Below are 25,308 nucleotides of genomic sequence, written 5' to 3'. Positions count from 1 at the left end.
TTGCATTACATAGTACTATATTAAATATCTCTGCTCTTAAGAAATCCTAAACATCATGAAAAAGATTAATCACTTCCTCCTTTTGCTGGCCGCACTGGCTTTCTTAACCCAGGCTGCCATAGGCCAAACGACGGGTTCACTCACCGGTTTGGTAGTAGACGACAAAGGAGAACCACTTCCTTACGGAACGGTTTCCCTCCTGAAAGCCTCAGATGCTTCCCTTTTAACCGGCACTGCCATTGAACTAAACGGCACGTTCAAAATGAAAACACCAGCCCCTGGCAAGTACCTTCTGCGCATCAGCGCCATGGGCTTTGCAGACCAGGACCTGCCGGTGGTAGAGGTCACTTCCGCAGACTTTTCGCGTGATTTCGGGAAAATAGCCCTGAAACAAGATGCCAAGGTGCTGAAAGAGGTAACCGTGCAGAACCTGAGACCCCTGGTAGATGTACAGGCCGACAAAATGGTGGTAAGTGTAGAAGGTACCGCCATGGCTGCTGGTAACACGGCATATGAAGTTTTGGCCAAATCGCCAGGCATTTGGGTAGACCAGGACGGCAACATCCAGCTAAACGGAAAGCAAGGGGTTCGGGTGATGATTGACGGCAAATTAACATACCTGGACGGAAAACAACTGCAAACCATGCTACAGGGAATGCCAGCCGATAATCTGAAAAACCTGGAGATCATCGCCAACCCATCGGCTAAGTTTGACGCCGAGGGAACCGCCGGGATCATCAACATCAACCTGAAGAAAAACACCCTAAATGGTTTAAACGGCAGCGTGTACGGTGGGTACCTCAATAACACTAAAAGCGGCGGAAACGGAGGCTTAAACCTGAACCTGAAACAAAGCAAGTGGAGTTCTTTTGCCACGGTTGATGTAGCCCATCGCCCACACAAAAGGACCTTCACCATGAACCGCACCTTCTTTAATGCCGAAGGCGAAAACGCCACCCTTTCACAAAAAGGAAAGGAAGAAGCCTATACCTTCGCCCCCTCTGCCCGCTTCGGTACAGATTATGATCTGAATAAAAACCATAGTCTTGGCGCCTCCCTGAGTTTGTCACACTCCCGCGCTAAATCTGGTGTGAACACCAACTCCACTTTGTTTGACCCTAGAGAAACAGGAACCATCTTTAATAAAACGTCTACCCACAATAACAGAAAGTTCACCAGCGCCTCAGTGAACGCCCACTATGTAGGCAAGCTAGATACCCTTGGCACTACGCTTTCAGCAGACATTGACGTAGCCAGAATCAACGACAATGGTCTGAGTGATTTCCTGAACTACAGGACCAGAGAAGCTAACAGTTCTGTGGAGGAAGAGTACTTTGAAAATGATAACCCTACTTCGTACCAGATCTATTCCGCCAAGGTAGATTATGCCAGACCTTTCCCAGGCATCAAAGGCAAACTGGAAGTAGGCGCAAAGGCAAGCTACGTAGAGTCAGACAACAAGATAGATTTCTTCACCAACGAAGGTACCCAGCGCGTACTAGACCCAAAACGTCGGGGCGACCACTTTATTTATGATGAAAACATCTATGCCGCTTACTCTAACTTCAGTGCCAGCCTTAGTTCCAAGTTCACCTTGCAAGCCGGCCTGCGGGCGGAGTACACAGATTCTAAAGGGAACTCTATTCCAGAGCAGAAAGTAACCCCTCGCTCCTACCTTGACTTGTTCCCTAGTGTGTTTGTGCAGCAGAAAATCTCCGAGAACTACATGATTGGGTACAACTACAGCCGCCGCATCTTCCGTCCGCGCTACAGCAACTTAAACCCTTTCAGGTTCTACATTGACGCCAACACCTACGCCCAGGGCAACCCATACCTGAAACCAGAATACACCAACTCATTCCAGATTACCCAAACGTTCAGAAAAAACTACAACCTTATCTTCGGCTATGCCCACACCAAAGATGACATTTCTGAGGTACCGGCCTTCTACCCAGAAACCAACTCTATGATCTTCCAGCAGCGTAACGTGGAAAGTGAAACTATTAACGCTACCCTGGTGGCCCCGGTAACCGTCACTCCTAAATGGAACATGAACAACAACCTAACCGTGGCTTACCAGAATTTCAATACCCTTGTGGACGAAAGAACGATCCAGAATGCCCAGACCATGTTCACCGCGCAAATGAACCACAACCTTTTACTGCCTAAAAACTTCAAAGTGGAAGTAAACGGTACTTACCGAAGCAAAGGAGTGTTCAACGTCTACAAAACCCAGCCTGCCGGTTGGGTGGATGTGGCGGTGAAACGTTCCTTCCTGAAAGACCAACTGGATGTGAGCCTAGCGCTGACAGATATTTTCCGGACCCAGAGAATGCGCGGCACCTCAGAAGTAAACGGCAACATCAATGTGATTGATATGTACCAGTTTGGACAGGGTGCGCGTTTCAACCTGCGGTACCGCTTCAACAAAGGTGAAAAATTTGAAATGAAGCGCCGCAACTCCAGCCTGGATGAGGTAAACCGGGCCGGCGGAAATTAATCTTCCTCCCCGCAGGTACTTCCCTTAAGATTAATTTTCTTAAATTGAACCCCTAACAGAAAATCAGGGGCCGCGAAACGATGGTCGCGGCCCCTGATTCTATTTAAACCATCTTTTATTAATTGACTGTGAGCATCTCTAAAAAGCTTATCTTCCTGGCTGTATTATCAGCTTCCTTTGCCGCCTGTAAAAATGACCAGGCTCCCAAACAAGCCACCACGGCTAATACCAAGACAGCTACTTCCTCTGACAGCACAGATGCTGACGAGAATGAAACCGTCACTGCCGCTCCTGCCGAAGCTCCTGAGATTGTATTTGTGAACTCAGATTCCCTGTTGAACAGATACCAGTACTTCAAAGATGTGAAAGCCAGACTGGAAGCTAAAGGCAAAAGAATGGAGAACGACCTTAGAGGGAAAGCCACCAGCTTCCAGAAAGAAGTAGAGCAATACAGACAAGCCGGCGCCGGCATGACACAGGAACAACGTGCCGCCACAGAGCAACGCCTTGCCCAAAGAGAACAACAACTGGCTGCCCAGCAACAGAGCTCTGGTAATCAGTTAGCGAAAGACGAGAGCGATGAGATGAAAAAGATCTACGAAAAAGTAGAAGCTCAACTTAAGAAAATCAGCCAGGAGAAAGGCTACAAAATGGTTTTAACTTATACCCGGGGTAACAGCGCCATCTTGTACGGTGATAAAGCCTTGGATATCACCGAAGATGCGGTAAGAGGCTTGAATGAAGAATACAAAGCGAGCAAAGCCGCTACCAAAAAATAACCTGCAGATCCGTTACAATCAAAAGCCTGGCAAACGTCAGGCTTTTTTATGCGGCAAGGTGCTGGATTTTAAAAGAATCGTCTTTTGACTTCCGCTAAGGATGCTCCTGTCTCACGGGTATAGAAAGGGTTTTTGCTATTTGCCACTACTTGCGCCCCATAAATACCTGAATGTCCAGAAAACAGATATGCCACCACGCACGCCATAAAAGCATACACCCCACATTCCGCTCCAAACAACTCAATGGCCATTAAGGTGCAGGCTAATGGAGTGTTAGACGCACCTGCAAAAACAGCCACAAACCCGATGGCTGCCAGCACTTCCAGGGGCAAGGGCAACCAAGGAAACAGCGCATTCCCCAAGGTGGCTCCAATAAAAAATAAGGGAGTAACCTCTCCTCCTTTAAAGCCGCAACCCAAGGTGAGTGCCGTTAAGGCCAGCTTCACTATAAAATCATAAGGTGGCAGGGAAGTGACAAAGGAAGCTTCAATGGTAGGAATGCCCAAGCCAATGTACTTTGTGGTTCCTAACGTCCAGATAATTGCGGCCAGCATAACTCCGCCAATTACTGGTCTTAAAGGTGGGTAAACAATCTTTTGTTTGAATGAGGAGCCTACCGCATGTGAAGCCCAGGAAAAAACACGGGCCGTTAACCCAAATAAAACACCAGCTAACAGGACTGCTCCAAAGGTCCAAAAATTCAGTTCTGGTACTTCCACTATGGGGTAAATGGTGTGTCCAACTCCCCAGGCAGTGGTGACGGCATCTGCCACAACGGCGGCTAGTAAACTTGGTACTAAGGCATTGTACCGGAGTTGGCCCAACAAAAATACCTCTAACCCAAATATGGCTCCGGCCATGGGTGTACCAAAAACAGAGGAAAAACCCGCACTAATTCCGCAGATCAAGATCAGTTGCCGGTCCCGAGGGCGTATTTTAAAGACGTGAGTGAGCTGGTCAGCAAGGGCTCCACCCATCTGGGCTGCCGTTCCTTCCCTTCCAGCAGAGCCTCCTACCAAATGCGTCAGCACAGTAGTGACTAAAACCAGCGGCGCCATTATCAGGGGAATTTGCTTAGAAGAAGGTTTCTGGACAGACTGCAATAGAAGGTTGTTGCCCTTTTCTGACTCCTTTCCCCATTGATAATACACCCAGCCAATTACAAAACCTGCTACGGGTAGAAAGTAAATAACCCACAGGTGAGATTCACGGTAGGTGGTTGCCCATTCCAACAAAACCAAAAACAAAGCAGAGGCGGTTCCGGCCAGAACCCCTACTATTATTGCCAGGAGAAGCCAACGCAGCAGGTACTTTGCATTTAAGAAAAACTCTAAGGAGAAGCCTCCTTTCAGAACAGTGAAGGGGGAAACTTTTTTTTTGAAAATGGTCATATTACTCCTGTCAGGCAGAACTCTGGGTTCTATAGTAGCTTCCCAAAGCAGAGGTTGTTTAGAGCCAGTTTTTGGAAAAAGAGCTAAAAGAAAGGCTAACACCCTAAAGGGTTACTCATACCGAAGTGACTCAATGGGATCGAGTTTAGAGGCTTTATAGGCGGGATAGTAGCCGGAAATCAAACCTACAGTGATACAAATGGCCATGCCCACAATCATCCACAACCAAGGAACAAAGAAATCTCCCTTGCCTATGAGAATGGCGATGCCGTTACCCATCAAAATACCTAACACAATACCTACTATACCACCCAGTACACAGATCACAATGGCTTCAATCAGGAACTGCAACCTGATTTGTTTGATGGTAGCACCCAAAGCTTTTCTGATCCCAATCTCGCGGGTGCGCTCGGTTACACTCACCATCATGATGTTCATCAGGCCAATGGAAGCGCCCAACAAGGTAATGAACCCCACCAGAAAACCACCGGTTTTTAAGTAGCCGGTAATCTCGTTCAGGGTTTGTTCCACCGAGTCGCTTCTGGTAATCTCAAAAGAGTCTTCCTGCCCCAGCCTATCCTGTCTAACTTTCCGCATAATGCCCGTGGCTTCTTCCATGGCAAAGGCCAGGCTGGTCCCGTTCAGGATGGCAGACTTAATTTCAAAGGTAAGCGGAGATTGGGTTGGGATCTGGGTAGCCGCCTCCAAGGGGATGATGATTCTGCGGTTACTTCCACCCCCGCCAAGTCCGCCGCCCGCACTCTTGATTTTGCCAATCACCTTAAATCGACGGCCCAGCATGATCATGCTCTTTCCTTCGGGGCTCTGCTTGGGGAACAGTTTATTAGCAACCTCCTCGCCAATGATGGCTACTGGGGCACCGCTTTCAATCTCCAGGTTGGAGAAAGGACGTCCAATTTCCAGGTCATAATTTTCATTGACTAGGTAATTTTCATCGCCGCCAATCACACTCATGTTGGGGTTAGTTTTAATACTTCCGGCTTTAACTGAGACATTGCCGCTTACCCAGGCAGATAAACTTACCCGGGCCTTATCAGTCATCAGTTGTTTGAATTGCTTGGCCTGGAACTCCGTGATGTTGGGGTACACCTTGCTTTGGCGGCCGCCCTGCTGCCTGCTTTCCCATTTTTTCTCAATATCAAAAGAATTGGCCCCTAACGTAGAGAATGTGCTGGAAACGGAATACTTGATCCCCTCAATTGCCGTTAGAATACCTACCAGTGACATGATCCCGATGGAGATAATGAGGGCCGTAAGCACGGTGCGGAGCAGATTGCTCTTTATGGAGCGGAAACCTTCTTTCGTGTTTTCTAAAAGATTCATGTTGACTGAAGAGCAAGTACCGGAACAGACTATCTGTCGCTAAATTGATCTCTTTCTTACTGTTATAAAAGTAATGGTTTTCCTGTTTATTGCCCGTTTTTCTTAAATTCGTTCCAAACAGATTCGTGATGAAGACTTTGTCCAGGATATTTTTTCTTTTGCTGGCCTTTTTGGCAGTGGCACCGGCCAGTTGGGCGTCTTACCTGCTGCTTCCCATGGACCAAAGCCAGAAGAACCACTTAAAAGCTTATGGAGTAGCCTATTGGGCCCTGCAACGGCAAGTAGAGGTTGACTGGTTACTGAATTACAAGGGTGGGGCTTTTGGCCTCAAGCAGGCCAATGAGTTGGAGAACGAATTGGTGGTGCGAGGCATCAGCTACCAGTCTATCTCTGATGCGCAGTACAGCCAGATTCTGAACGAGATCGCCGCCCCGGAATCTAACATGGACGTAATGAAACTGGAGAAGGCCCCTAAGATTGCGGTGTACTCGCCCAAATCAAAACAACCCTGGGATGATGCCGTGACTTTGGTGCTGACCTATGCCGAAATTCCGTATGACATCATCTATGACCCAGATATTTTAGAGGATAAGCTTCCAAAGTACGACTGGCTGCACCTGCACCACGAGGACTTCACCGGACAGCACGGAAAATTCTATACCGCCTTCCGGAACGCACCCTGGTACTTAGAGCAGAAACGGGAAGCGGAAGCCACCGCCAAGCGCTTTGGATATAGCAAAGTGCCGCAGTTAAAAAGCGCCGTAGCCCAACGCATCAGAGACTTTTGTGCTGGCGGGGGCTTCATGTTTGCCATGTGCTCAGCCACGGACACCTATGACATCGCCCTGGCGGCAGTAGGCCTGGACATTACAGAATCTATGTTTGACGGGGACCCTTCAGATCCTCAAGCACAGCAGAAGCTTAACTTCAGTAACACTTTTGCTTTTAAGGACTTCACTTTGATCAGAGATCCGTACCATCCTGAGTTTTCCAATATTGACAACTCCCAACTGGAACGCGGCCTTCGCGAAAACAACGACTTCTTCCAGCTCTTCACCTATTCTGCTAAATGGGATCCTATTCCCACCATGCTTACCCAAAACCATAACAAGACCATCAAAGGCTTTATGGGCTTAACCACTGGTTTCAAGAAGCGCCTGATTAAATCTGAGGTAGTAGTAATGGGAGAAAACAAATCCATTGACGAGGCCCGTTACATCCACGGCACTTTCGGGAAAGGCACCTGGACCTTCTACGGCGGCCATGACCCGGAAGACTACCAGCACTTCGTGGAGGAAGAACCTACAGATTTAGCCTTGTACCCAAACTCGCCCGGCTACCGCTTAATACTAAACAACATCCTTTTTCCGGCAGCCAAGAAGAAAAAGCAGAAGACTTGAGGTATTGTTGGTTGCTGATTGTTGATTGCTAAAGAATTTTTGACTTCAATGTAAAGGCTGAGGCCGTTTCAAAGCTGAATACTTGTAATCAGCTTTGAAACGGCCTCAGCCTTTAAACACTAAATGTACTAGAAAGGAACACTCCGTACAGCGAGTTGAATTGCTGAAACAATTAACAACTAACAACTAATCAATGAATTCTGTCAGGACGGTGCTCTAGGTTGGCAATGATGTTGGCTTCAATTTCAAGTAACTCCTGCAGCCGTGCGTCAACTACTTCTTTGGGCATGTACTCTTTGGCCAGTTTCACGAAGCTTACATAATGGCTTGCCTCAGATACCATTAGTTCATAGTAGAACTTCTGCAGGGCCTCGTCTTGCAGGTTCTTCCAGAGCAGCTTAAAGCGTTCACAGGAGCGTGCTTCTATCAAAGCATTCACCAGGAGGTGGTCCATAAGCTGGCGTTCGCGTTTGTCTCCTTTCCTGATGTGCTGGCTTAATTGCACCACGTATTCATCTGGGCGGTTACGGCCCAATTCAAAGCCTCTTTTCTTCAGCTCCTCCAAAACCCGCTCAAAATGGCTCCATTCTTCGGCTACCAGGGCGGTCATCTCCTCCACCAATTTGTTTTTATCTGGGTACTTCACAATAAGCGAAATGCCAGAAGTGGCAGCTTTCTGCTCACAGTACGCGTGGTCTACCAAGATGTCCTGGATGTTCATCTCCGCAATGTTCACCCAACGGGGATCTGTAGGTAATTGAAGCTTTAATATTGACTTAGCCACAGGAAGAGCATTTAAAGGTAAAGTGGTGATCTGGTGTTCTAAAAAGCAAAAGCTGTTTTCAGGGTGTTTTCATTAAAACACCCTGAAAACAGCTCAGCACAAAAGTAAGGCTTGTATTCTATTATCGTATCACCTTGTCAGCAGATATTAATCATAGAAGTTCCACTGTAACCCAAAGATGAAACTGAAGGGATTAGCTACGTAATACGGAGTGGTGAAATATCCTTGTTCCCAGCTTCTCACAACCGTATTGATGTTGCTTAGCTTCAGGAAAATATTGATGGTCTTAATGTCGGTATTTAGGAACAGGTCTAATGTGGGGTAACGGCTGACTAAGAACCGGTTTTGCAGGTGGAACTGCTGGGTTACCGGCATGTAGCCATCGGCATAATATTCAGAATGCCAGTTCATCTCTAAGCCGGTTTGTACGTTGATGGCTCCTTTGAAGAGTGGTCCCTGTACGTAAGCCTTGGAGTTCACATACCACTCAGGCATTCTTATGTAATCTCCGCCGTTCACTTTGTTGTAGTACACGGTGTTGTCCAGCACAAAAGATTTCACATTAAACTTGTACCGCAGCCCGGCCTGCAGGAGGTTCAATGAGCCATCTACCTGCGCAGGCTCGGCCCATGCTCCGTTCAAGGAATCCTGGTAGTACACGTGGTTCACGAGGTTAGTAAACTGCACAAACCCATTTAGGTAATGATTTTTGAAACCAGCATCTATACCAGCGGCAGTTTGGGTGGCCTGGGTGTTCTCAAAATCATTCGTCCATTTGAAATGGTTGCTGACGAAAACCCGCTGCAGCAAGGTTGGGGAATACGACGTGCGGGTCTGGCGGAAGGTCAAATACTTAAACCGGGCCTGAGCATTCAAGCGGTAGTCACCACCCCCAATCTGGATTTCAGCATCGGTGGTGACGTAGATGTCGTTCTTCAGCCTAAACTGGGCTTCGCCCCCAATAAAGTTGTCGGCAATGGTACGTTTCTCCCGTTCCAGGTAAGAAGTCACCAATGCCCCGCCTTCTGGGTCAGTACCTCTTTCTACTCCTTCTGCGGTCACTTCATAGGACCCATCGCGGCGTTTGGCGTAAGCGCGGTAAACAAACAAACGGCTACTTCCCATTACCCCGAAGGTATTCTCCATTTGGGTGAAGTATGAATCGTCATAGGTTTGGGCAGTGTCCAGACGAGCTCTTGGGTAAAACTTCAGGACAGCCCTGGTGCCAGTAGCAGCTTCAGTTCCATCAGGTAACTCCTGGTCAGAATAGTCATTATTATGGGAATTCACATCCAGGGTGTGATACAACTGAAGACCGGGTCCCAGCAGCTTGTACCATTGGGTGGCGTGGAAGTTATTGCGCTTTTCATTGGTAGCGGCCTTCTGTAACCAAACTGCCTCTGACTTGTAACTAAACAAACTGTCTATCTCATCTTCTTCATCGGGTCTGATCCCGCCTAATTCAATTTGCTCATGGCTGCTCAGGTTGTAATTGGCCATAAGACGGTACCGCTCGTTTTTACTGTAGTAATGGGTAAAAGCCTGGATTCCGTAATGACTTACCAAACCGTCAATCCCGCTACCCAAGCTACCGAACTGGCGTTCAGAGCCCACCCGTTCGTACCCAATGCCCACATTCCAGTTGGGTAAGATGTTGCGCGTATGCTTCGCCCGAAAGATTTGCTCTCCCAAGGCACCCTGGTAGTACTTCAGGAAAGTGTAAGGAGATTTGGTGTCATAGTACTCCATGGTGGCCGGGTTTACGGCGTACGGGTCAAAGGCATTTCTGCCCAGCCGGTTACCAAGTACGGTGGGCATGCGCCAGAAAAGGGGCTGCGAAGCTGTGCCTATGTTGCCCAAGTCCTGCTGCCGGGTAGTGTCATAATACCAATACCTGAAATTTTGCAAGTTGGTAAGGGAGGTATCAATGCGGGTGGGCGTCAGGTTTCCCTTGAAGATATCTGCCTCATAGAGGACCATGGTAGTGGCCGAGCCATAGATAGCTTTGGTTGAGTCATTAAGTATTTGAGCGTTCGCCTGGGAAAGGAATCCCAACCAAACCAGGAAAGCCGCAGCTAAAAGTTTCTTACTAGTCACGTTCAAAATTAAGCATTAAAATCTGAACCCGGTTGAGATACCCACTCCCTAATGGTGTGGTCAAAAGAGGGTTCCTGGGAGGTAAAACGAATGGTTATAGGTAAATAGAAAACGGGTACTTCCTGCCAAAGGCGCCTCAGAGTAGGCTCCTGCCATTTTACCACATCTTTCTGCGTCATCACAATACCAACCTCAGGGTCTTGCATGGACTCATAGAAAGAAAGCACTTCCTCCACCCGCTCAACCGTAACAGCTGCATGGTCTGCCCACTCAAAATGGCGCAACAGGTCAAAACCGTTTATTTCAAGATGATGAACCAAGGGCTGGGCCTTGGCTATTCCTGTAACTAAGATGATTCTTTTTCCTAACGTCTGCTTCTGGGCTACAGGTACAGCTGGCCCATACACTATTTGTGAGAAGAAAATGGGTGTACCGGGCACAGTGTACCGCTGTACGTCTTCTATAATTGTTTTCTGCTGCTCAAGGGGTAAATCTTCCGGGCACTTAGTAATGACTACTGCATCTACCCGTCTGGCTCCTTTTCCGGGCTCGCGCAGTCTGCCCATGGGCAGAAGGAAATCCTGGGTGAACAGGTGATTGAAATCAGATAACAGCAGGTACTTTGAGGCTTTTACCGCCCGGTGCTGAAAGGCATCGTCTAACAGAATTACCTCCAGATCAGGGTAAAGCTGCAGCAAGCGTTGAATGCCTTCAACTCTTTTTTCACAAACTGCCACTTGTACTCCGGTTAGGCTTTGGGTGTACTGGAAAGGCTCATCCCCTACCGTTTGTGCAGTAGCGGAAGAATCGGCTAGCACAAAACCTTTAGTGGTCCGTTTGTACCCTCTGCTTAAGATGGCCATTTTTCTGGGTGCTAACAACCGGGCCAGGTACTCCACTTGCGGAGTTTTTCCTGTGCCGCCTGCACTCAAATTTCCCACGCAAATGACCAGAATAGGCGCGCTGTACGTAGAAAAGTAGCCGTTGTCGTATAGCCAATTACGCAGCCGCACAATCATCCCGTACAAAAAAGCGAACGGGAAAAGCAGGAACCTGAAGGCGTGCAGCATCTTGGGCATGGCCTGCAAAAGTACATGATTTTTAACTTTCTTTGCCTGCCAAGGCTTTAAACCTACAAAATGACAAAGATAAAAGAAGTGGTACAGGTGTTGGAACGGTATGCCCCGCCCGCCTACCAGGAATCTTATGACAACGCCTTGCTCCAGGTGGGCGATCCCGAAGCCACCGTCACCGGAGTATTGGTCACCCTAGATTGCACGCTGGAAGTAGTGCAGGAAGCAGTAGACAAAGGCTGCAATCTCATTGTGGCGCACCACCCGGTTATTTTCAAACCCCTGAAAAGCATGACCGGCAAAACCCTGGTGGAGCGCATTATCCTGAAGGCGCTGCAACACCAGGTAGCCATTTTCGCCTGCCACACAAACCTGGACCACGTGCACAACGGGGTCAATAAGAAACTCTGTGAAAAACTGGGTTTGGTAAAAACAAAGATCCTGGCCCCTAAAACTCAGCTTCTCACTAAGTTGGAAACCTACGTTCCCATTGAAGACACGGAGAAGGTACTAGCTGCTATTCACGAAGCTGGCGCGGGCCAAATAGGCGATTACTCAGACTGTAGTTTCAGAATCACTGGTACCGGCCGGTTTACCCCCTCCCAAAAGGCAAACCCCCATATTGGCGAACCCTGCAAAACGGAGGAAACTATTGAGAACAAGATAGAGGTAGTATTCCCCTCCTTTAAGCAGGCACAAATCATGCGGGCTTTGCTGAAGGCGCACCCCTATGAGGAAGTGGCCCATTTTCTTGTGGCGCTACAAAACGAGAACCAGGAGGTAGGCGCCGGCATGGTGGGTGAACTCGAAGACCCCCTTTCTGGAGAGCAGTTCGCCCAGCACGTAAAGGAAAAGCTTCAAATCAACACCTTCCGGCATACTGACTGGCCTATCACTCACATCAAAAAAGTTGCTGTTTGTGGCGGTGCCGGAAGTTTTCTCACCCGGCAAGCCAAGGCCGCTGGAGCACAGGTGTTTTTAACGGCAGACTTGAAGTACCATGAATTTTTTGAGGCCAACGAGCACATGGCACTGGTAGACGTAGGCCACTACGAAAGTGAAGTTTACACGAAGGAGCTTTTTTATGAAATACTTACAAAAAGTTTTTCTAATTTTGCAGTCGAATTGGCATTTTGTAACACCAATCCAGTTAGACACAGCTAAATATACATGGAAAGTACTGTAGCAAGCAAGTTAGATGCACTTCTAAGACTTCAGAGCTTAGATTCTCAATTAGACCAAATTCTACAAGTTAGAGGCGACCTTCCGGAAGAGGTTCGTGACCTGGAAGATGAGATTGCCGGCTACCAAGTACGCGTGAGCAAATTTGATGAGGAAATTGCTGAACTGCAGCAATCTATTGCGAACCGCAAGCAGGCCATCAAAGACTCTGAGAAACTGATTAAGAAATACGAAGAGCAACAAGAGAACGTCCGCAACAACCGCGAGTTTGACGCGATCACCAAAGAAGTTGAGCTTCAGAAACTGGAAATCCAGATCAATGAGAAGAAAATCCGTGAGGCCAACTTCCAGATTGAGCAGAAAAACCAGGATATCCAGGAAACCAAAAACCGTTTAGAGGAGCGCCAGAAAGACCTGAACACGAAGAACAGTGAACTTCAGGTAATGGTGAACGAAAGTGAGGCTGACGAGCGCAAGCTGAACGAAGAAAAAGAAGAAGCTATCAAACAAATTGAAGAACGCCTTCTTTTTGCCTACAACCGTATCCGTAAGAACGTACGCAACGGCCTGGCCGTGGTAACGGTAAAGCGTGATGCCTGTGGCGGATGCTTTAACACTGTTCCCCCACAACGTCAATCAGACATTGCCTCTAAGAAAAAAATTACTGTATGTGAGCACTGCGGACGTATTCTGGCAGATGTGGAGCAAAAAGTAATTGTGTAGTTACAGACAACTTGTTTCTATAAATAAAAAGGATGGTAACTACCATCCTTTTTTTATGCCTTCCTGGTTTTGCCCAAAAATTATGCTTTACAACATCATTGAAGATTTCAGGCCCATTTTTTAAAAAATTGCCTTAAACCTAACCGTGTCATATAGAACTCTGTTGTTGATGGAAGACCTCCTGCCGCAGGAATCTTTGTAACTTTGCCGCCTACCTGTACTACCCTTTCCTACATGCTCCAGCTCACTTTGCCTTTCACTTCTCTACCGGTTTCTGTTTCCCAATGGAAACAACAAGCGGTAGCATGGGCAGCAGCGAACCATGAAGTGATAGCGTACTATGACTCTAATTCTATTCCTTACCGACATGGTGCGTTCCAAAATATGTTGGGTGTGCGTCACCAGCCCAATGGGGAAGGTATCACTACCTGGCTGAAGCTCCATCAGGCTTTGGATGAAAGTAGAAAGCTACCCTTGTTCGGGTACTTAACCTATGATTTAAAAAACGGACTGGAGAAACTTCATAGTAACCATCCTGACCATATAGGTTTTCCAGAGCTTTTCTTTTTCTTTCCAGAGAGCTGGTTGGTTTGGTCAGAAGATGCAGTTACTATCCATTCTTCCGTTGAAGATCCGGCGGCAATTGCCAATACTATTGGTGAAACAAAGCTTAGGAGCTCTTTTTCCAAAAACACCATCAAAACAGCGGCCCGTGAAACAAAAGAAGAGTACTTGCGCTCAGTGGAAATGCTACGGCGGCACATTTTGGAGGGTGACGTTTACGAAGTAAATTATTGCCAGGAGTTTTATGCTGAAGGAGTCCAGCTTGAACCCACATCCCTCTTCTGGAAACTCAATCAAACCTCTCCTACTCCCTTTGCTGGTTTTCTTAAGGTAGAAGATTGTTACCTTCTGTGTGCCAGCCCCGAAAGGTTTCTAAAAAAAGAAAACAACCTACTCATCTCGCAGCCAATCAAAGGCACCATCAGGCGAGGGAAAACGGAGGCAGAGGACCAGCACCAACGTCAGCTTTTAGCCACAAGCGAAAAAGAGCAGGCCGAGAACATGATGATTGTTGACCTCGTCCGGAACGACTTAAACCGGGTAGCCTCCACAGGTACGGTTCAGGTAGAAGAACTATTTGGGTTGTATGGTTTCCAGTATGTCTGGCAAATGATCTCTACTGTCACGGGTGTTGTCCCTGAATCACTTAACCCGGTGGAGGTATTAAAAGCCACCTTCCCGATGGGCAGCATGACGGGTGCACCTAAAATCAGAGCCTTGGAACTGATAGAGCAGTATGAGAAAACAAAACGCGGCCTTTACTCCGGCTCGTTCGGGTACTTTCTTCCTAACGGTGACTTCGATTTCAATGTGGTAATCCGGAGTTTACAGTACAAAGCCCAAAGCGGCTACCTTTCCTTTGAGGTAGGCAGTGCCATTACCTATGACTCAGATCCCGAGGAGGAATACCAGGAGTGCCTCTTGAAAGCAGCAGCGATCAGAAGTGTACTGGAAAATATTTAAAGCAAATCTCTTCTGTTTCTTTACTTTTTACTATAACCAACTAAGCGTTTATAGAGCTCTATAGGTCTATAAACATTCCGTTTTCTGTAAGAATACATCAAAATAAGACCTAAACAAATAAATTGTCTAATATTCAATTTGTTGATAATCTATTTCTTCAAAATATTACTATTACCTGCTTATTAGAGAATATAATTTTTTACAATATATTAGCAGCACAATTTTACCTGCTATACCTAAACCCACCTTATACAACCCTTTATTAATTAATACATGAAAAAAAGTTATACTCTTTTGGGGGTTGGCCTTGCCCTTTCTACTCTTTTGGGAAGCTGTGCGTCTTCGTATCGTTCTATTCGCCCTGAAACGTTACAGTACAACTTCAAAGAGACTTCTCCGGAAGACAACCTCAGTATTTCTTACGTGTATGACGGCTTAGCTCTCCGCAATAACAAGAAGTATGTAAAAAGAGAAACCCGCAACGCCATCAAAATAGTGGCGGTAAAAATCGAGAATAATTCTGCCACCAAAATATCTGTAGGTCAGGACTGTCGCTTTATGATGGGCGACCGGGTTTTGATGCCTATGGAACCACAAGTTGCCGCAAAACTCATCAAACAGCCAGTACCTATTTATCTGCTGTATGCGCTTCTTAATTTCTCTGTAGGCGGTACTCAAGATCCTTCCGGTAATGTAAGTGGAGCTACCTTTATCCCAACTGGTCCCTTCATAGCCGGTGGTAACATGATCGTGGCCAGTTCAGCCAACGCGAACATGCACAAAGAGCTAATCGGCAATAACATCATGGCGAAGTCTATTGATCCGGGGCAAACTGCTTTCGGTATTCTTTGCCTAAGAGAAACCACCAGCGGACCGCTTAAAATTGTTTTAAACAAAGTGGCCATCCATAAGGAATAGTTCTAATTTACTTTTAATTAAGTGGCGCCTGTTTCTTGACGAAGCAGGCGCTTTTTCGTTAAAAAATAATCTGCCATTCTGTCATAAGCACCTGAATATACTTACCTTTGTGTTTTAATAAGCTTACTATGCACGCACCCATTCTGGACTTAGACTTTATTGATAACCGCACGCCGGAGCAAGCTGCTGCGTGTGATACCAAAGTAACGGTTGATTCCAACACCGGCCGTCAGCGTAAACTCTATATAGAGAGCTACGGCTGCCAGATGAATTTCTCAGACAGTGAGATTGTCTCTTCCATTATGTTTGAGGCTGGTTTTGACACCACTTCAGAAGTAACCGATGCTGACTTGGTTCTGTTGAATACCTGCTCCATTAGAGAGAAGGCCGAGCAAACGGTAAGGCACCGATTAACGCAGTTGCAACACCTGAAAAAGAAAAAGCCAGGCATGGTGGTGGGTGTACTGGGTTGTATGGCCGAGCGTCTGAAGAAGAACCTGCTTGAAGAAGAGAAAATGGTAGACCTGGTGGTGGGCCCAGATGCGTATCGTGATCTGCCGTCGCTTATCAATGAAGTGGACAGCGGCCAAAAAGCGGTAAATGTTCTGCTTTCCCGCGAGGAAACCTACGCCGACATAAACCCCATTCGGTTGAACAGCAATGGCGTGAGTGCCTTTGTTTCCATCATGCGGGGTTGTGACAACATGTGCTCTTTCTGCGTGGTACCGTTTACCAGAGGCCGTGAGCGAAGCCGCGATGCCCATTCAATTGTGCGGGAAGCTCGGGAACTGGTCAATCAGGGCTACAAAGAAGTAACGCTTTTAGGACAGAACGTGGACTCCTACAAGTGGCAGTCAGAAGATGGAACGGAGCGCGTGAACTTTGCTCAGCTCCTGGAAAGCGTAGCCTTGATCAGCCCAGACCTTAGAGTACGATTCTCCACTTCCCACCCCAAAGACATCACAGATGAAGTGTTGTACACCATGAAAAAGTACGACAACATCTGCAAATACATTCACTTACCAGCCCAAAGCGGCAACTCCCGCGTGCTGGACCTAATGAACCGCACCTATGACCGCACCTGGTACTTGGAGCGGGTAGATGCAATCCGCCGTATTCTGGGTCAGGAATGCGGCATCTCAACAGACATGATTGCCGGTTTCTGCTCTGAGACCGAAGAAGAGCATCAGGACACCCTGTCGCTGATCGATTACGTGCAGTATGACTATGCGTACATGTTCTTCTACTCTGAGCGCCCTGGCACCTTGGCGGCTCGTAAATTGGCAGATGATGTTCCGTTGGAAACCAAAAAACGCCGTCTGCAGGAAATCATAGACAAACAGCGCCATTACTCTCTCATCCGGAACCAGATGGATTTAGGCAAGGTGCATCGGGTATTAGTAGAGAACTTCTCCAAACGGTCAGATGACATGCTGAGCGGACGCAACGACCAAAACAAGGTAGTTATCTTCCCTAAAATGCATTTCAAAAAAGGAGATTACGTAAATGTTCTCGTTCATGATTGCTCTGTAGGCACCTTGTTTGGGGAACCTGTTCTATAATTAGATAATTTGGAGCGGAGGAGATTTCATGCGGAATCTCCTCCAAACTTTTACCCCAGGCTTCCAAATCTTCTTATTTTTAAATCTTCAACTCTAACTTCATGCGAGATATAGAAATACAATCGGTGAAGCAGCGGTTTGGCATCATCGGGAATTCTCCATTGCTGAACTATGCCATTCAGGTAGCGGTGCAGGTGGCTCCCACTGATATGACCGTGCTCATCACCGGTGAAAGCGGAAGCGGGAAAGAGTCTTTTTCCAAAATTATTCATCACCTGAGTCCCCGCAAGCACGGGCAGTTTATTGCCATCAACTGCGGCGCCATACCGGAAGGAACCATTGACTCAGAATTGTTCGGCCACGAAAAAGGCTCTTTCACCGGTGCCGCCGAAGCCCGGAAAGGCTATTTTGAGGTGACCAACGGTGGTACGATCTTTTTGGACGAGATTGGCGAAATGCCCCTCGGAACGCAGGCCCGTCTATTGCGTGTGTTAGAGAACGGAGAGTTCATCAAAGTAGGTTCTTCTAAGGTACAGAAAACTGATGTGCGCGTGGTAGCGGCTACCAACGTGAACCTGATGCAAGCGGTAGAACGGGGTCAGTTCAGGGAAGACTTGTATTACCGACTCAACACAGTTCCTATCAGTGTTCCGCCTTTACGGGAACGGGGGGAAGATACGCACTTGTTGTTCCGTAAATTTGCGAGTGATTTTGCCGAGCGGTACCACGTAAAGCCCATCACCCTTAACCAGGAAGCTGTGCAGGAGCTGCTTCGGTACCGTTTTCCCGGAAACATCCGCCAATTGAAAAACATTGTGGAGCAGATTTCGGTGTTGGAGTATGAGCGCGAGATTAGCGCTGCTACCCTACGAAAGTATTTGCCACAGGAACAACAGAATCAACTGCCAGCCCTCTTCCATCAAAATGGTTCAACTGAGGGTGCTAGCGGAATCTCTGAGCGCGACTTGCTGTACAAAGTATTGTTTGACATGCGCAAAGACATGAATGATCTGAAACAGGTGGTGTTTGACCTCTTATCGCACCAGCAGGAGGACGCGGAACTTCTGAAGAACAACCGGCATTTATTTGAAGAGGTGCGTCCGTTTGAGCAACAACCCGTATACCGCGCCCCAGAGCGCCGGGATGGCTATATGCTCACCGTGGACGAGCCTGACGAGGAATACGAGGACAAAGTGGAAGACATTTCCCACGAAACCGAGGAAGAAAGCCTTTCTCTAGAGCACAAGGAAAAGGAAATGATCTTGAAAGCGTTAAAGAAACACGGGAACAAGCGGAAGTACGCCGCCAAAGACTTGGGCATCTCTGAACGCACCCTTTACCGCAAATTAAAACAATATGACCTTGAAGACTTATAAACCTTTTACGTTCCTGCTCCTGCTCTGCCTGCCCTTTCTCATGGGAGGCTGTTATTCGTTTTCAGGGGTGAACCTTTCACCGGATGTAAAGACCATTTCTATCACCAACTTTAGTAACGCTGCCGGCCAGGGACCATCTAACTTACAGCAGTTTGTCACTGAAGATTTCAAGGATTACTTTCAACGAAACACTACCCTTCGTATTCTTCCGCAGGCGGGTGATCTGCAGATTGAAGGGCAAATCATGAGCTACACCTTCAGTCCGGCGGCTATACAACGCAGCGACATTCCTACCGGAAGCAACGTGGGGTTAGACCAAGCTGGTGCCAACCGCTTAACCATTGTCATCCAGATCAACTACACAGACACCAAGAACCCAACCAACAACTTTGACCAAAGCTTCTCGGGTTTCGCAGACTTTCCTCCTTCACTTGATATCAACCAAATAAGCCAAGCACAGATCAGGCAAATCACAGAACGCATTATTTATAGCGTTTTTACCAAAACGGTAGCAAATTGGTAAGTATCTTTGCAGAACTAATAAGGCACTGAAAAATAAATTTCAGTGCCTTATTTATCTACTATCCTATTTAAGAGTAATTTGTCTGTGTCTACCAAAGGACCAGACACCCATGAGTCTCATGAACAAAGCGGCGTTTTTAAACATAGTTCGGCAGGTGGCCCCCATTCAAGACCAGGAGGTGGATGACCTGGAGCGTTTGGTGGTGTCTTTCCCGTACTGCCAAACGGCCCATGTTCTTTTGGCCAAAGCCGCCTATGACCGAGGTAGCATGCTCTCTACCCAGAAGTTAAGAAGAGCCGCAGCCCACGTTTCTAACCGTCAACTCCTGAAACAATTGGTGTACGCTTCTCCTATAGTGGAAGAAGCACCGGTATTGGTTGAGGAGGAAATAGAACAGGAACCAGAAACCTCACCTGTTTCAGAGCCCTTTTATGAAGAGGAGCATCAAAGTGTAAATGAGTTTGAGGAAGAAATCAAAGAAGAAGAACTTGAATCTGAATCACTAGTCCAGCAACCTACTTCCTCAGTTGATCAGGAAACTATTTCTCCCATTGACCTTCAGGAAGAAGTTGTTGAGAAGATGGCTTCAGAGGTTGATCAAACTTTACCTGATTACGAACCAGAACCTGAAACCTTTGTAACGGCAGGCCTACTGGAAGTAGAATCCTTAGAACCAGAAACTCCATTTGAAGAAACAAATGTTGCTGATTTTGATAAGCAAGAAAGTGTGGGCACTTCTGCTTTATTGACTCAGGAAGAGGAAAATATAGCAGAACAATTCACTAAAGAAGAGGCGCCAACTCTAGAAACCTATGCCGCTGAAGAGGTTACCCCTGAAGCAGAGCAGGCTGAAGTAGAACAGCCGGAAATAGACGAAGAACCAACATTAACAGAAGAAATAACGCTTTCTGAGGAAGAGGACAACTTGGATGAACTTTTGGAGCTCATTCAGATTAACAGCCTTACCTCCATCAACCTACCTTGCCCCAGTGTTGATTTAAGCCATGAGGAAATCATCTCTGAGCTTACCTCCAACATAAAAGAAGAAGGGCAGGATGAAGAGGTTTACCTCCCGGTAAACGTAGATTCTTCAGTTCCACCACAGGTAGCTGCTTTAGTTACACCTGAAGAAGACCCCGGCCTAAGCGCCTATTTACAGATTGCGGAACTTGACTCATTATATGACACATCGGGTTATGAGTTCCCAACTTTAAAGCTACCAGAAGTAGTTCAGGGTACTTCCTCTACAGATGAAGTAGCCCAAGATCCTTACCTCTCAATCTTCACGCAGAACAACCTGGCTTACTGGATGGGCTCCAGCCGTTTGGGGGAAAGCATTCAGTTAAAAGATGAGTGGACTTCTGCCACGCCTTTCTACTTCCAGCCTGAGTTGATTCTGGAGCATGTGAAAGGCAAGAATGCCGTGGCTCCAGCCCCAGAGGTTACCCCTGCCGCTAAGCTTGACATGCAATTGGATATCATTAACCAATTCCTGAAAACTACGCCAAAGCGTAAAACCTTGGCCAATGCTCAGCTAAGCCAGGAGCCACAGGAAGATTTATCGGCTAAAAGCTCCAAGATCAAGAAAAGCCTTGTGTCTGAAAACCTTGCCCTCATCTTCATCAAACAGGGAAAAGGCAAGAAGGCCATCAAAATTTATGAACAACTTATAGTGAAGTTTCCCGAAAAAAAGAGTTACTTTGCTGAACAAATTGAAAAATTAAGAAACGAATAATCCAATTATGTACATTGCTCTGATCAGCGTAATTCTTTTTCTGTGCGTGCTGCTGGTTTTGGTGGTATTATCCCAGAACTCTAAAGGTGGCGGATTGTCCAGCCAGTTTGGCGGCGGCGGCACCAGCCAATTAATGGGCGTTAAACGCACCGGTGACCTTCTTGAGAAGTTAACCTGGGGGTTTGCTATCGGGATCATTGTACTGACTTTGGCTTCTCATACCATTGTATCTAACGGCGCTGGTACTGACAACCGTACCATCAACGAGCAACGTGCCGGTCAAGCGGCTCCAGCCCCTGCTCCTGCCGCACCGGCTATTCCTCAGCAAAACGCAGCTCCTGCTGGCACAGCCACTCCGGCGCCTGCAACTGCTGACACTGCGAATCAATAAAAGCCGATACAGCATACCCTTTATTGGAGTCCGAACCTTTACCGGTTCGGACTCTTTTTTTTGCCTGCAGTTTCAGAACCTTTTTTCACAACCAGCCGCAAAATACATTTTGACAGTTTCTACACTGACAAAAATAAAGCTATCAGAGATGGTACTGTCAGGGAAGACAAGGCTAAAAAGGGGGGGTTTCTGCCAAAATTCGGCAAGTTTGGCAGAATACCAGTCTTGGCACAAGAATCGCTAATAGGCTAACCGTCCCAGGCAGGCTTGCTGCCGGACATTATCGTTAACTTAATCAAATCTTATAACAACCCTATGGCCTTAGATCTAAAACCATTGGCAGACAGAGTAATCGTGTTACCTGCTGCGGCTGAAGAAAAAACCAAGTCTGGTATCATCATCCCGGATACTGCCAAAGAAAAACCACAACGCGGCGAAGTAGTAGCCGTAGGAGAAGGCAAAATCTCCGATCAAGGTGTTTTAGTAAAGTCACAGTTGAAAGTTGGCGACCAAGTATTGTACGGCAAATACGCCGGTACTGAGATCTCTCTGGATGGTGCTGACTACCTGATCATGCGGGAGTCTGACATCCTGGCGGTTCTTTAATTTTATATCCAATCAACAACCATAATCTATTTTTAAGAAACTATGGCATCTAAAAACATCACTTTCGACATCGAGGCCCGCAACAAGATTAAAAAAGGCGTGGACACTCTGGCGAATGCCGTGAAAGTAACTTTAGGCCCTAAAGGCCGCAACGTGATCATCGACAAGAAATTTGGTGCTCCTAGCATCACCAAAGACGGTGTAACAGTTGCAAAAGAAATTGAACTGAAGGACGCCGTGGAAAACATGGGCGCTCAGTTAGTAAAAGAAGTAGCCTCTAAAACCGCTGACATGGCTGGTGATGGTACTACCACTGCTACTGTATTGGCCCAGGCAATCTACACTGCAGGTTCTAAAAACGTTGCTGCTGGTGCCAACCCAATGGACCTGAAGCGCGGTATTGACAAAGCCGTTTCTAAAGTAGTTGAGAACCTTAGAGCTCAGTCTAAAAAGATTGAGAACTCTTCTGAGATTGCTCAGGTAGGTACTATCTCTGCCAACAATGATACTGAGATCGGACAAATGATTGCCGATGCCATGGACAAAGTTGGGAAAGACGGTGTAATCACTGTGGAAGAAGCTAAAGGTACTGAGACCGAAGTGAAAACGGTGGAAGGTATGCAGTTTGACCGCGGTTACCTGTCTCCTTACTTCGTGACCAACCCAGAGAAAATGGAAGCGGAGTTTGAGAACGCTTACATCCTGATCTATGACAAGAAAGTTTCTACCATGAAAGAATTGCTTCCTGTATTGGAGCAAGTGGTACAAACTGGCAAAGCGTTGGTGATCATCTCTGAAGATGTTGACGGCGAAGCGCTTGCTACTTTGGTAGTAAACAAACTGCGTGGATCTTTGAAGATTGCTGCTGTAAAAGCTCCAGGTTTTGGTGACCGCAGAAAAGCTATGTTGGAAGACATCGCGGTATTGACTGGCGGTACTGTTATCTCTGAAGAGCGCGGTTATAAATTAGACAACGCTACCTTAGACTACTTAGGTCAGGCAGAGCGCATCATCATTGACAAAGACAATACAACTATCGTTAATGGCAAAGGTGAGAAAGACGGAATCACTGCACGTGTGAACGAGATCAAAGCGCAGATTGAGAAAACCACTTCTGACTATGACCGTGAGAAATTGCAGGAGCGTTTGGCTAAACTGTCTGGCGGTGTTGCTATTCTTTACATTGGTGCCTCTACTGAGGTTGAAATGAAAGAGAAGAAAGACCGTGTAGATGATGCCTTGCACGCGACAAGAGCTGCCGTAGAAGAAGGTATTGTAGCTGGTGGTGGCGTAGCCCTGATCCGTGCTATTGAAGCCCTTGAAAACGTAGACACTCGCAACGAAGATGAGAAAACTGGTGTGCAGATCATCCGCACTGCCCTAGAGTCTCCTTTAAGAACGATTGTGGCTAACGCTGGTGGTGAAGGTTCAGTAATTGTAAACGAAGTTCGTGCTGGCAAGGCTGACTACGGTTACAATGCCCGTGACGACAAATTTGAGAACATGTTTGCCGCCGGTATCATTGACCCAACCAAAGTTACTCGTCTTGCTCTGGAGAACGCTGCTTCTGTAGCTGCCTTGTTGCTGACTACTGAGTGTGTGATTGCTGATGAGCCTGAAGAAGGTGGTGCTGCAGCCGGTGGCGGAATGCCAGGTGGTATGGGCGGCATGGGTGGCATGATGTAATCTGCCCCAGCTCACGCTGACTATAAAAAGGCCCCGGTTCATAAACCGGGGCCTTTTGCTTTTAAAGTGTCTTTTCTGAAAGCAACTGGTAAACCAATGCTTTATTTTAAAACGTTGATCATTATTTTAATCTGATGGGGAGCTGTTTCATCTCCCCCAAAATAAGGGTATAACTGGTATCCATTTCCTATACCTGTACAGGCTCTGGCGTGCTCTATTGTCTTCTCTCCTATTTTGTATAAGTAGTTGGTATCTGTAAGAGTTACTTCACAGGTATACTTCTTGTTAAGGTCAATGGCAGTTATAAACGTAGACATGTTCTTGCCGCTGTTATAGCTGTAAGCATGTAACTCTAGTTGGTTGTTATACCAACGCCACCCAAAGCGGGCACTATTCTGATGATGAAATGAACTACAGTCTGACAAGCCAAATAGCTTGTTGATATCAGCCTGGTTAGCAGGGTCTGTGGTAGCGTAAATAGCCGTAGAATCAAATTTTACCTCAAACTTTATGGAGTTAGTTTTTAAAACAAGAAAAGGGTTTGTGGTTTCATGTTCCCCTTTCTTGATCAGGTAAGTGGTTCCCTCTTCAACAACAGGTGTTTGGATAATAGACCCTCCTTCAAGTTCTTTTATAATGTCACAAGATAGAAAAAGAAAAGGGAGTGCTGCAAGGAATGGTAGTTTTTTAATCAAAGGTTTCATGGGTTTAGTTAGTGTCATACCTAAGGTAGATCACAATCCTCCCACTTCAAATAATTATAAACACAGTGATATTATTTTCAAAAAAGATTTATAATATAATTTTATTAACCTAAATACATTTATAATGCTTCTGGTTCGTAGCACATATTGTACAGATCTTCCATGGTACCATTAAAAACATTTAGGTCCAGATTCCCTTTCACTCCCTTGATCCGGCCCTTCTCGGTATGTTGCCAAAACACCCATTTTCTGTCTGCAAGTTGATGGCTCTTCTGTGGGTTGTAATGGGCAATCCAAAGCGGATAATCATCAAAATGCCCTGCCAGATGTTCTTCATAGAAGGAGTAATTGGTATAAATGATGGGCTTCAGGTCGTACTCCTCCTCCACCATATCCAACCATAATTGAACTCCTGCCCTTATCTCTTCATCTGATTGGTGATTGGTCACCTCCACATCCAGCACCGGAGGCAAGTCCCCTGCTTCCAGTTTCACCTGCTTAAGAAAGTTTCTCGCCTGGCTTTCGGCATCTCGGGCCGGAAGAAAGAAATGGTACGCTCCCCGCAGCACATCATGCTTCTTGGCCTGGCGCCAGTGTTTGGAAAAATATCGGTCTTGGTGGGTGATGCCTTCCGTAGCTTTGATGAAGGTAAATTTGATCTTTTGGGCCTTCACCGCTTTCCAGTCTACCTGCCGCTGGTGATGCGATATATCCAACCCAATCACCTCATACCCTGCTGGGCTGAACGTGGTAAGGGTATTTGTTTGAGTGGCTTCTTCTATAGAATGCCTCAAAAACGCCAGACGACCTCCTTCTTTGAAATACTCTATGCCCAGGCACAGCACAAAGAAAGCCCCTATGCCCAAAGACAAAGGTTTCCACCAGGTACCAGAAGATGTCTGTTTCTTGCGGTATGTTGGTTTTACAGTGCGTTTTCTGGTGGCGGCTGGTGTTTTTTTCATATACCAAGGGAAGAGTAATTCCAAGCTTACTCCTCTTCTACTCTT

Annotated in this window: 21 protein-coding genes; 14 read left to right on the top strand and 7 right to left on the bottom strand. The window is 46.8% G+C overall.

Translation table 11 applies throughout. The annotated features are described in order from the left end of the window. The first annotated feature begins 55 nt into the window (after positions 1–55). Together DC20_RS17795 and DC20_RS17790 are read left to right on the top strand one after the other, a co-directional pair. Entirely contained in the window at positions 56–2,500 is a 2,445-nt protein-coding gene (locus tag DC20_RS17795) for an outer membrane beta-barrel family protein (RefSeq protein ID WP_062545060.1), read from the top strand. Between the two features lie 128 nt (positions 2,501–2,628). Beyond that, positions 2,629–3,279 carry an OmpH family outer membrane protein gene (locus DC20_RS17790; protein ID WP_245652242.1) on the top strand — a complete coding sequence of 217 codons (651 nt, stop codon included), beginning with the start codon at positions 2,629–2,631 and terminating at the stop codon, positions 3,277–3,279. Between the two features lie 68 nt (positions 3,280–3,347). Here the strand turns inward: DC20_RS17790 and DC20_RS17785 are convergent, their stop codons facing one another. Both DC20_RS17785 and DC20_RS17780 read right to left on the bottom strand, forming a co-directional pair. Further along, positions 3,348–4,670, bottom strand: a complete 1,323-nt coding sequence (locus DC20_RS17785; RefSeq protein ID WP_062545059.1) for a voltage-gated chloride channel family protein — start codon at positions 4,668–4,670, stop codon at positions 3,348–3,350. A gap of 111 nt (positions 4,671–4,781) precedes the next feature. Next, complete coding sequence (locus DC20_RS17780) at positions 4,782–6,014, bottom strand: ABC transporter permease (protein WP_062545058.1); 1,233 nt, start codon at positions 6,012–6,014, stop codon at positions 4,782–4,784. 128 nt (positions 6,015–6,142) lie between these two features. On the opposite strand from DC20_RS17780, the gene DC20_RS17775 reads away from it, so the two are divergent. Next, positions 6,143–7,414, top strand: coding sequence for a hypothetical protein (locus DC20_RS17775; RefSeq protein ID WP_062545057.1), 1,272 nt, complete (start codon positions 6,143–6,145; stop codon positions 7,412–7,414). Between the two features lie 190 nt (positions 7,415–7,604). Here DC20_RS17775 and miaE read toward each other — a convergent pair whose 3' ends face one another. The 3 genes from miaE to lpxK all read right to left on the bottom strand — a co-directional run bounded on the left by miaE (position 7,605) and on the right by lpxK (position 11,374). Then, positions 7,605–8,135: a tRNA-(ms[2]io[6]A)-hydroxylase gene (gene miaE / locus DC20_RS17770; RefSeq protein WP_245652360.1), complete on the bottom strand. Its 531-nt coding sequence runs from the start codon at positions 8,133–8,135 to the stop codon at positions 7,605–7,607. A 210-nt stretch (positions 8,136–8,345) separates the two neighbouring features. Further along, positions 8,346–10,295 (bottom strand): putative porin, encoded by a 1,950-nt coding sequence (locus tag DC20_RS17765; protein ID WP_157593227.1) that lies wholly within the window; start codon positions 10,293–10,295, stop codon positions 8,346–8,348. A gap of 8 nt (positions 10,296–10,303) precedes the next feature. Beyond that, a complete protein-coding gene (gene lpxK, locus DC20_RS17760; RefSeq protein ID WP_157593225.1) occupies positions 10,304–11,374 on the bottom strand; it encodes a tetraacyldisaccharide 4'-kinase in 1,071 nt (356 codons plus the stop codon). A gap of 60 nt (positions 11,375–11,434) precedes the next feature. Here lpxK and DC20_RS17755 point away from each other — a divergent pair, with 60 nt between their 5' ends. The 11 genes from DC20_RS17755 to groL all read left to right on the top strand — a co-directional run bounded on the left by DC20_RS17755 (position 11,435) and on the right by groL (position 23,597). After that, positions 11,435–12,532, top strand: a complete 1,098-nt coding sequence (locus DC20_RS17755) for a Nif3-like dinuclear metal center hexameric protein (RefSeq protein ID WP_062545054.1) — start codon at positions 11,435–11,437, stop codon at positions 12,530–12,532. Positions 12,533–12,538: 6 nt separating this feature from the next. Continuing rightward, on the top strand, positions 12,539–13,273 hold the full coding sequence (locus tag DC20_RS17750) for a zinc ribbon domain-containing protein (RefSeq protein ID WP_062545053.1): 735 nt from the start codon (positions 12,539–12,541) through the stop codon (positions 13,271–13,273). 234 nt (positions 13,274–13,507) lie between these two features. After that, positions 13,508–14,800, top strand: coding sequence for an anthranilate synthase component I family protein (locus DC20_RS17745; RefSeq protein ID WP_071885500.1), 1,293 nt, complete (start codon positions 13,508–13,510; stop codon positions 14,798–14,800). Between the two features lie 273 nt (positions 14,801–15,073). Next, positions 15,074–15,718, top strand: a complete 645-nt coding sequence (locus tag DC20_RS17740) for a hypothetical protein (RefSeq protein WP_062545052.1) — start codon at positions 15,074–15,076, stop codon at positions 15,716–15,718. Positions 15,719–15,846: 128 nt separating this feature from the next. Continuing rightward, positions 15,847–17,280, top strand: a complete 1,434-nt coding sequence (gene miaB, locus DC20_RS17735) for a tRNA (N6-isopentenyl adenosine(37)-C2)-methylthiotransferase MiaB (protein WP_062545051.1) — start codon at positions 15,847–15,849, stop codon at positions 17,278–17,280. A 101-nt stretch (positions 17,281–17,381) separates the two neighbouring features. Next, positions 17,382–18,656 (top strand): sigma-54 interaction domain-containing protein, encoded by a 1,275-nt coding sequence (locus DC20_RS17730; protein ID WP_062545050.1) that lies wholly within the window; start codon positions 17,382–17,384, stop codon positions 18,654–18,656. Further along, positions 18,637–19,179 carry an LPS assembly lipoprotein LptE gene (gene lptE, locus DC20_RS17725; RefSeq protein ID WP_062545049.1) on the top strand — a complete coding sequence of 181 codons (543 nt, stop codon included), beginning with the start codon at positions 18,637–18,639 and terminating at the stop codon, positions 19,177–19,179. Before DC20_RS17730 ends, lptE begins: the two co-directional genes overlap by 20 nt. A 109-nt stretch (positions 19,180–19,288) precedes the next feature. Further along, on the top strand, positions 19,289–20,914 hold the full coding sequence (locus DC20_RS17720; RefSeq protein WP_157593223.1) for a hypothetical protein: 1,626 nt from the start codon (positions 19,289–19,291) through the stop codon (positions 20,912–20,914). 7 nt (positions 20,915–20,921) lie between these two features. Beyond that, positions 20,922–21,305: a preprotein translocase subunit SecG gene (gene secG / locus DC20_RS17715; protein ID WP_062545047.1), complete on the top strand. Its 384-nt coding sequence runs from the start codon at positions 20,922–20,924 to the stop codon at positions 21,303–21,305. Positions 21,306–21,620: 315 nt separating this feature from the next. Then, the gene (gene groES / locus DC20_RS17710; RefSeq protein ID WP_062546033.1) at positions 21,621–21,911 is read left to right on the top strand and encodes a co-chaperone GroES; all 291 of its coding nucleotides are present in this window, start codon (positions 21,621–21,623) and stop codon (positions 21,909–21,911) included. A 42-nt stretch (positions 21,912–21,953) separates the two neighbouring features. Next, positions 21,954–23,597 (top strand): chaperonin GroEL, encoded by a 1,644-nt coding sequence (groL, locus tag DC20_RS17705; protein ID WP_062545046.1) that lies wholly within the window; start codon positions 21,954–21,956, stop codon positions 23,595–23,597. A gap of 101 nt (positions 23,598–23,698) precedes the next feature. Here the strand turns inward: groL and DC20_RS17700 are convergent, their stop codons facing one another. After that, entirely contained in the window at positions 23,699–24,301 is a 603-nt protein-coding gene (locus tag DC20_RS17700; RefSeq protein WP_157593221.1) for a hypothetical protein, read from the bottom strand. Positions 24,302–24,420: 119 nt separating this feature from the next. Then, positions 24,421–25,263 carry a glycoside hydrolase family 25 protein gene (locus DC20_RS17695; protein ID WP_071885499.1) on the bottom strand — a complete coding sequence of 281 codons (843 nt, stop codon included), beginning with the start codon at positions 25,261–25,263 and terminating at the stop codon, positions 24,421–24,423. Between the last annotated feature and the right edge of the window lie 45 nt (positions 25,264–25,308).

This window comes from Rufibacter tibetensis (assembly GCF_001310085.1).
GTDB lineage: Bacteria > Bacteroidota > Bacteroidia > Cytophagales > Hymenobacteraceae > Nibribacter > Nibribacter tibetensis.
Note: the sequence above shows the minus strand (reverse complement) of the source record. Positions and strands in the feature narration are given on the sequence as shown.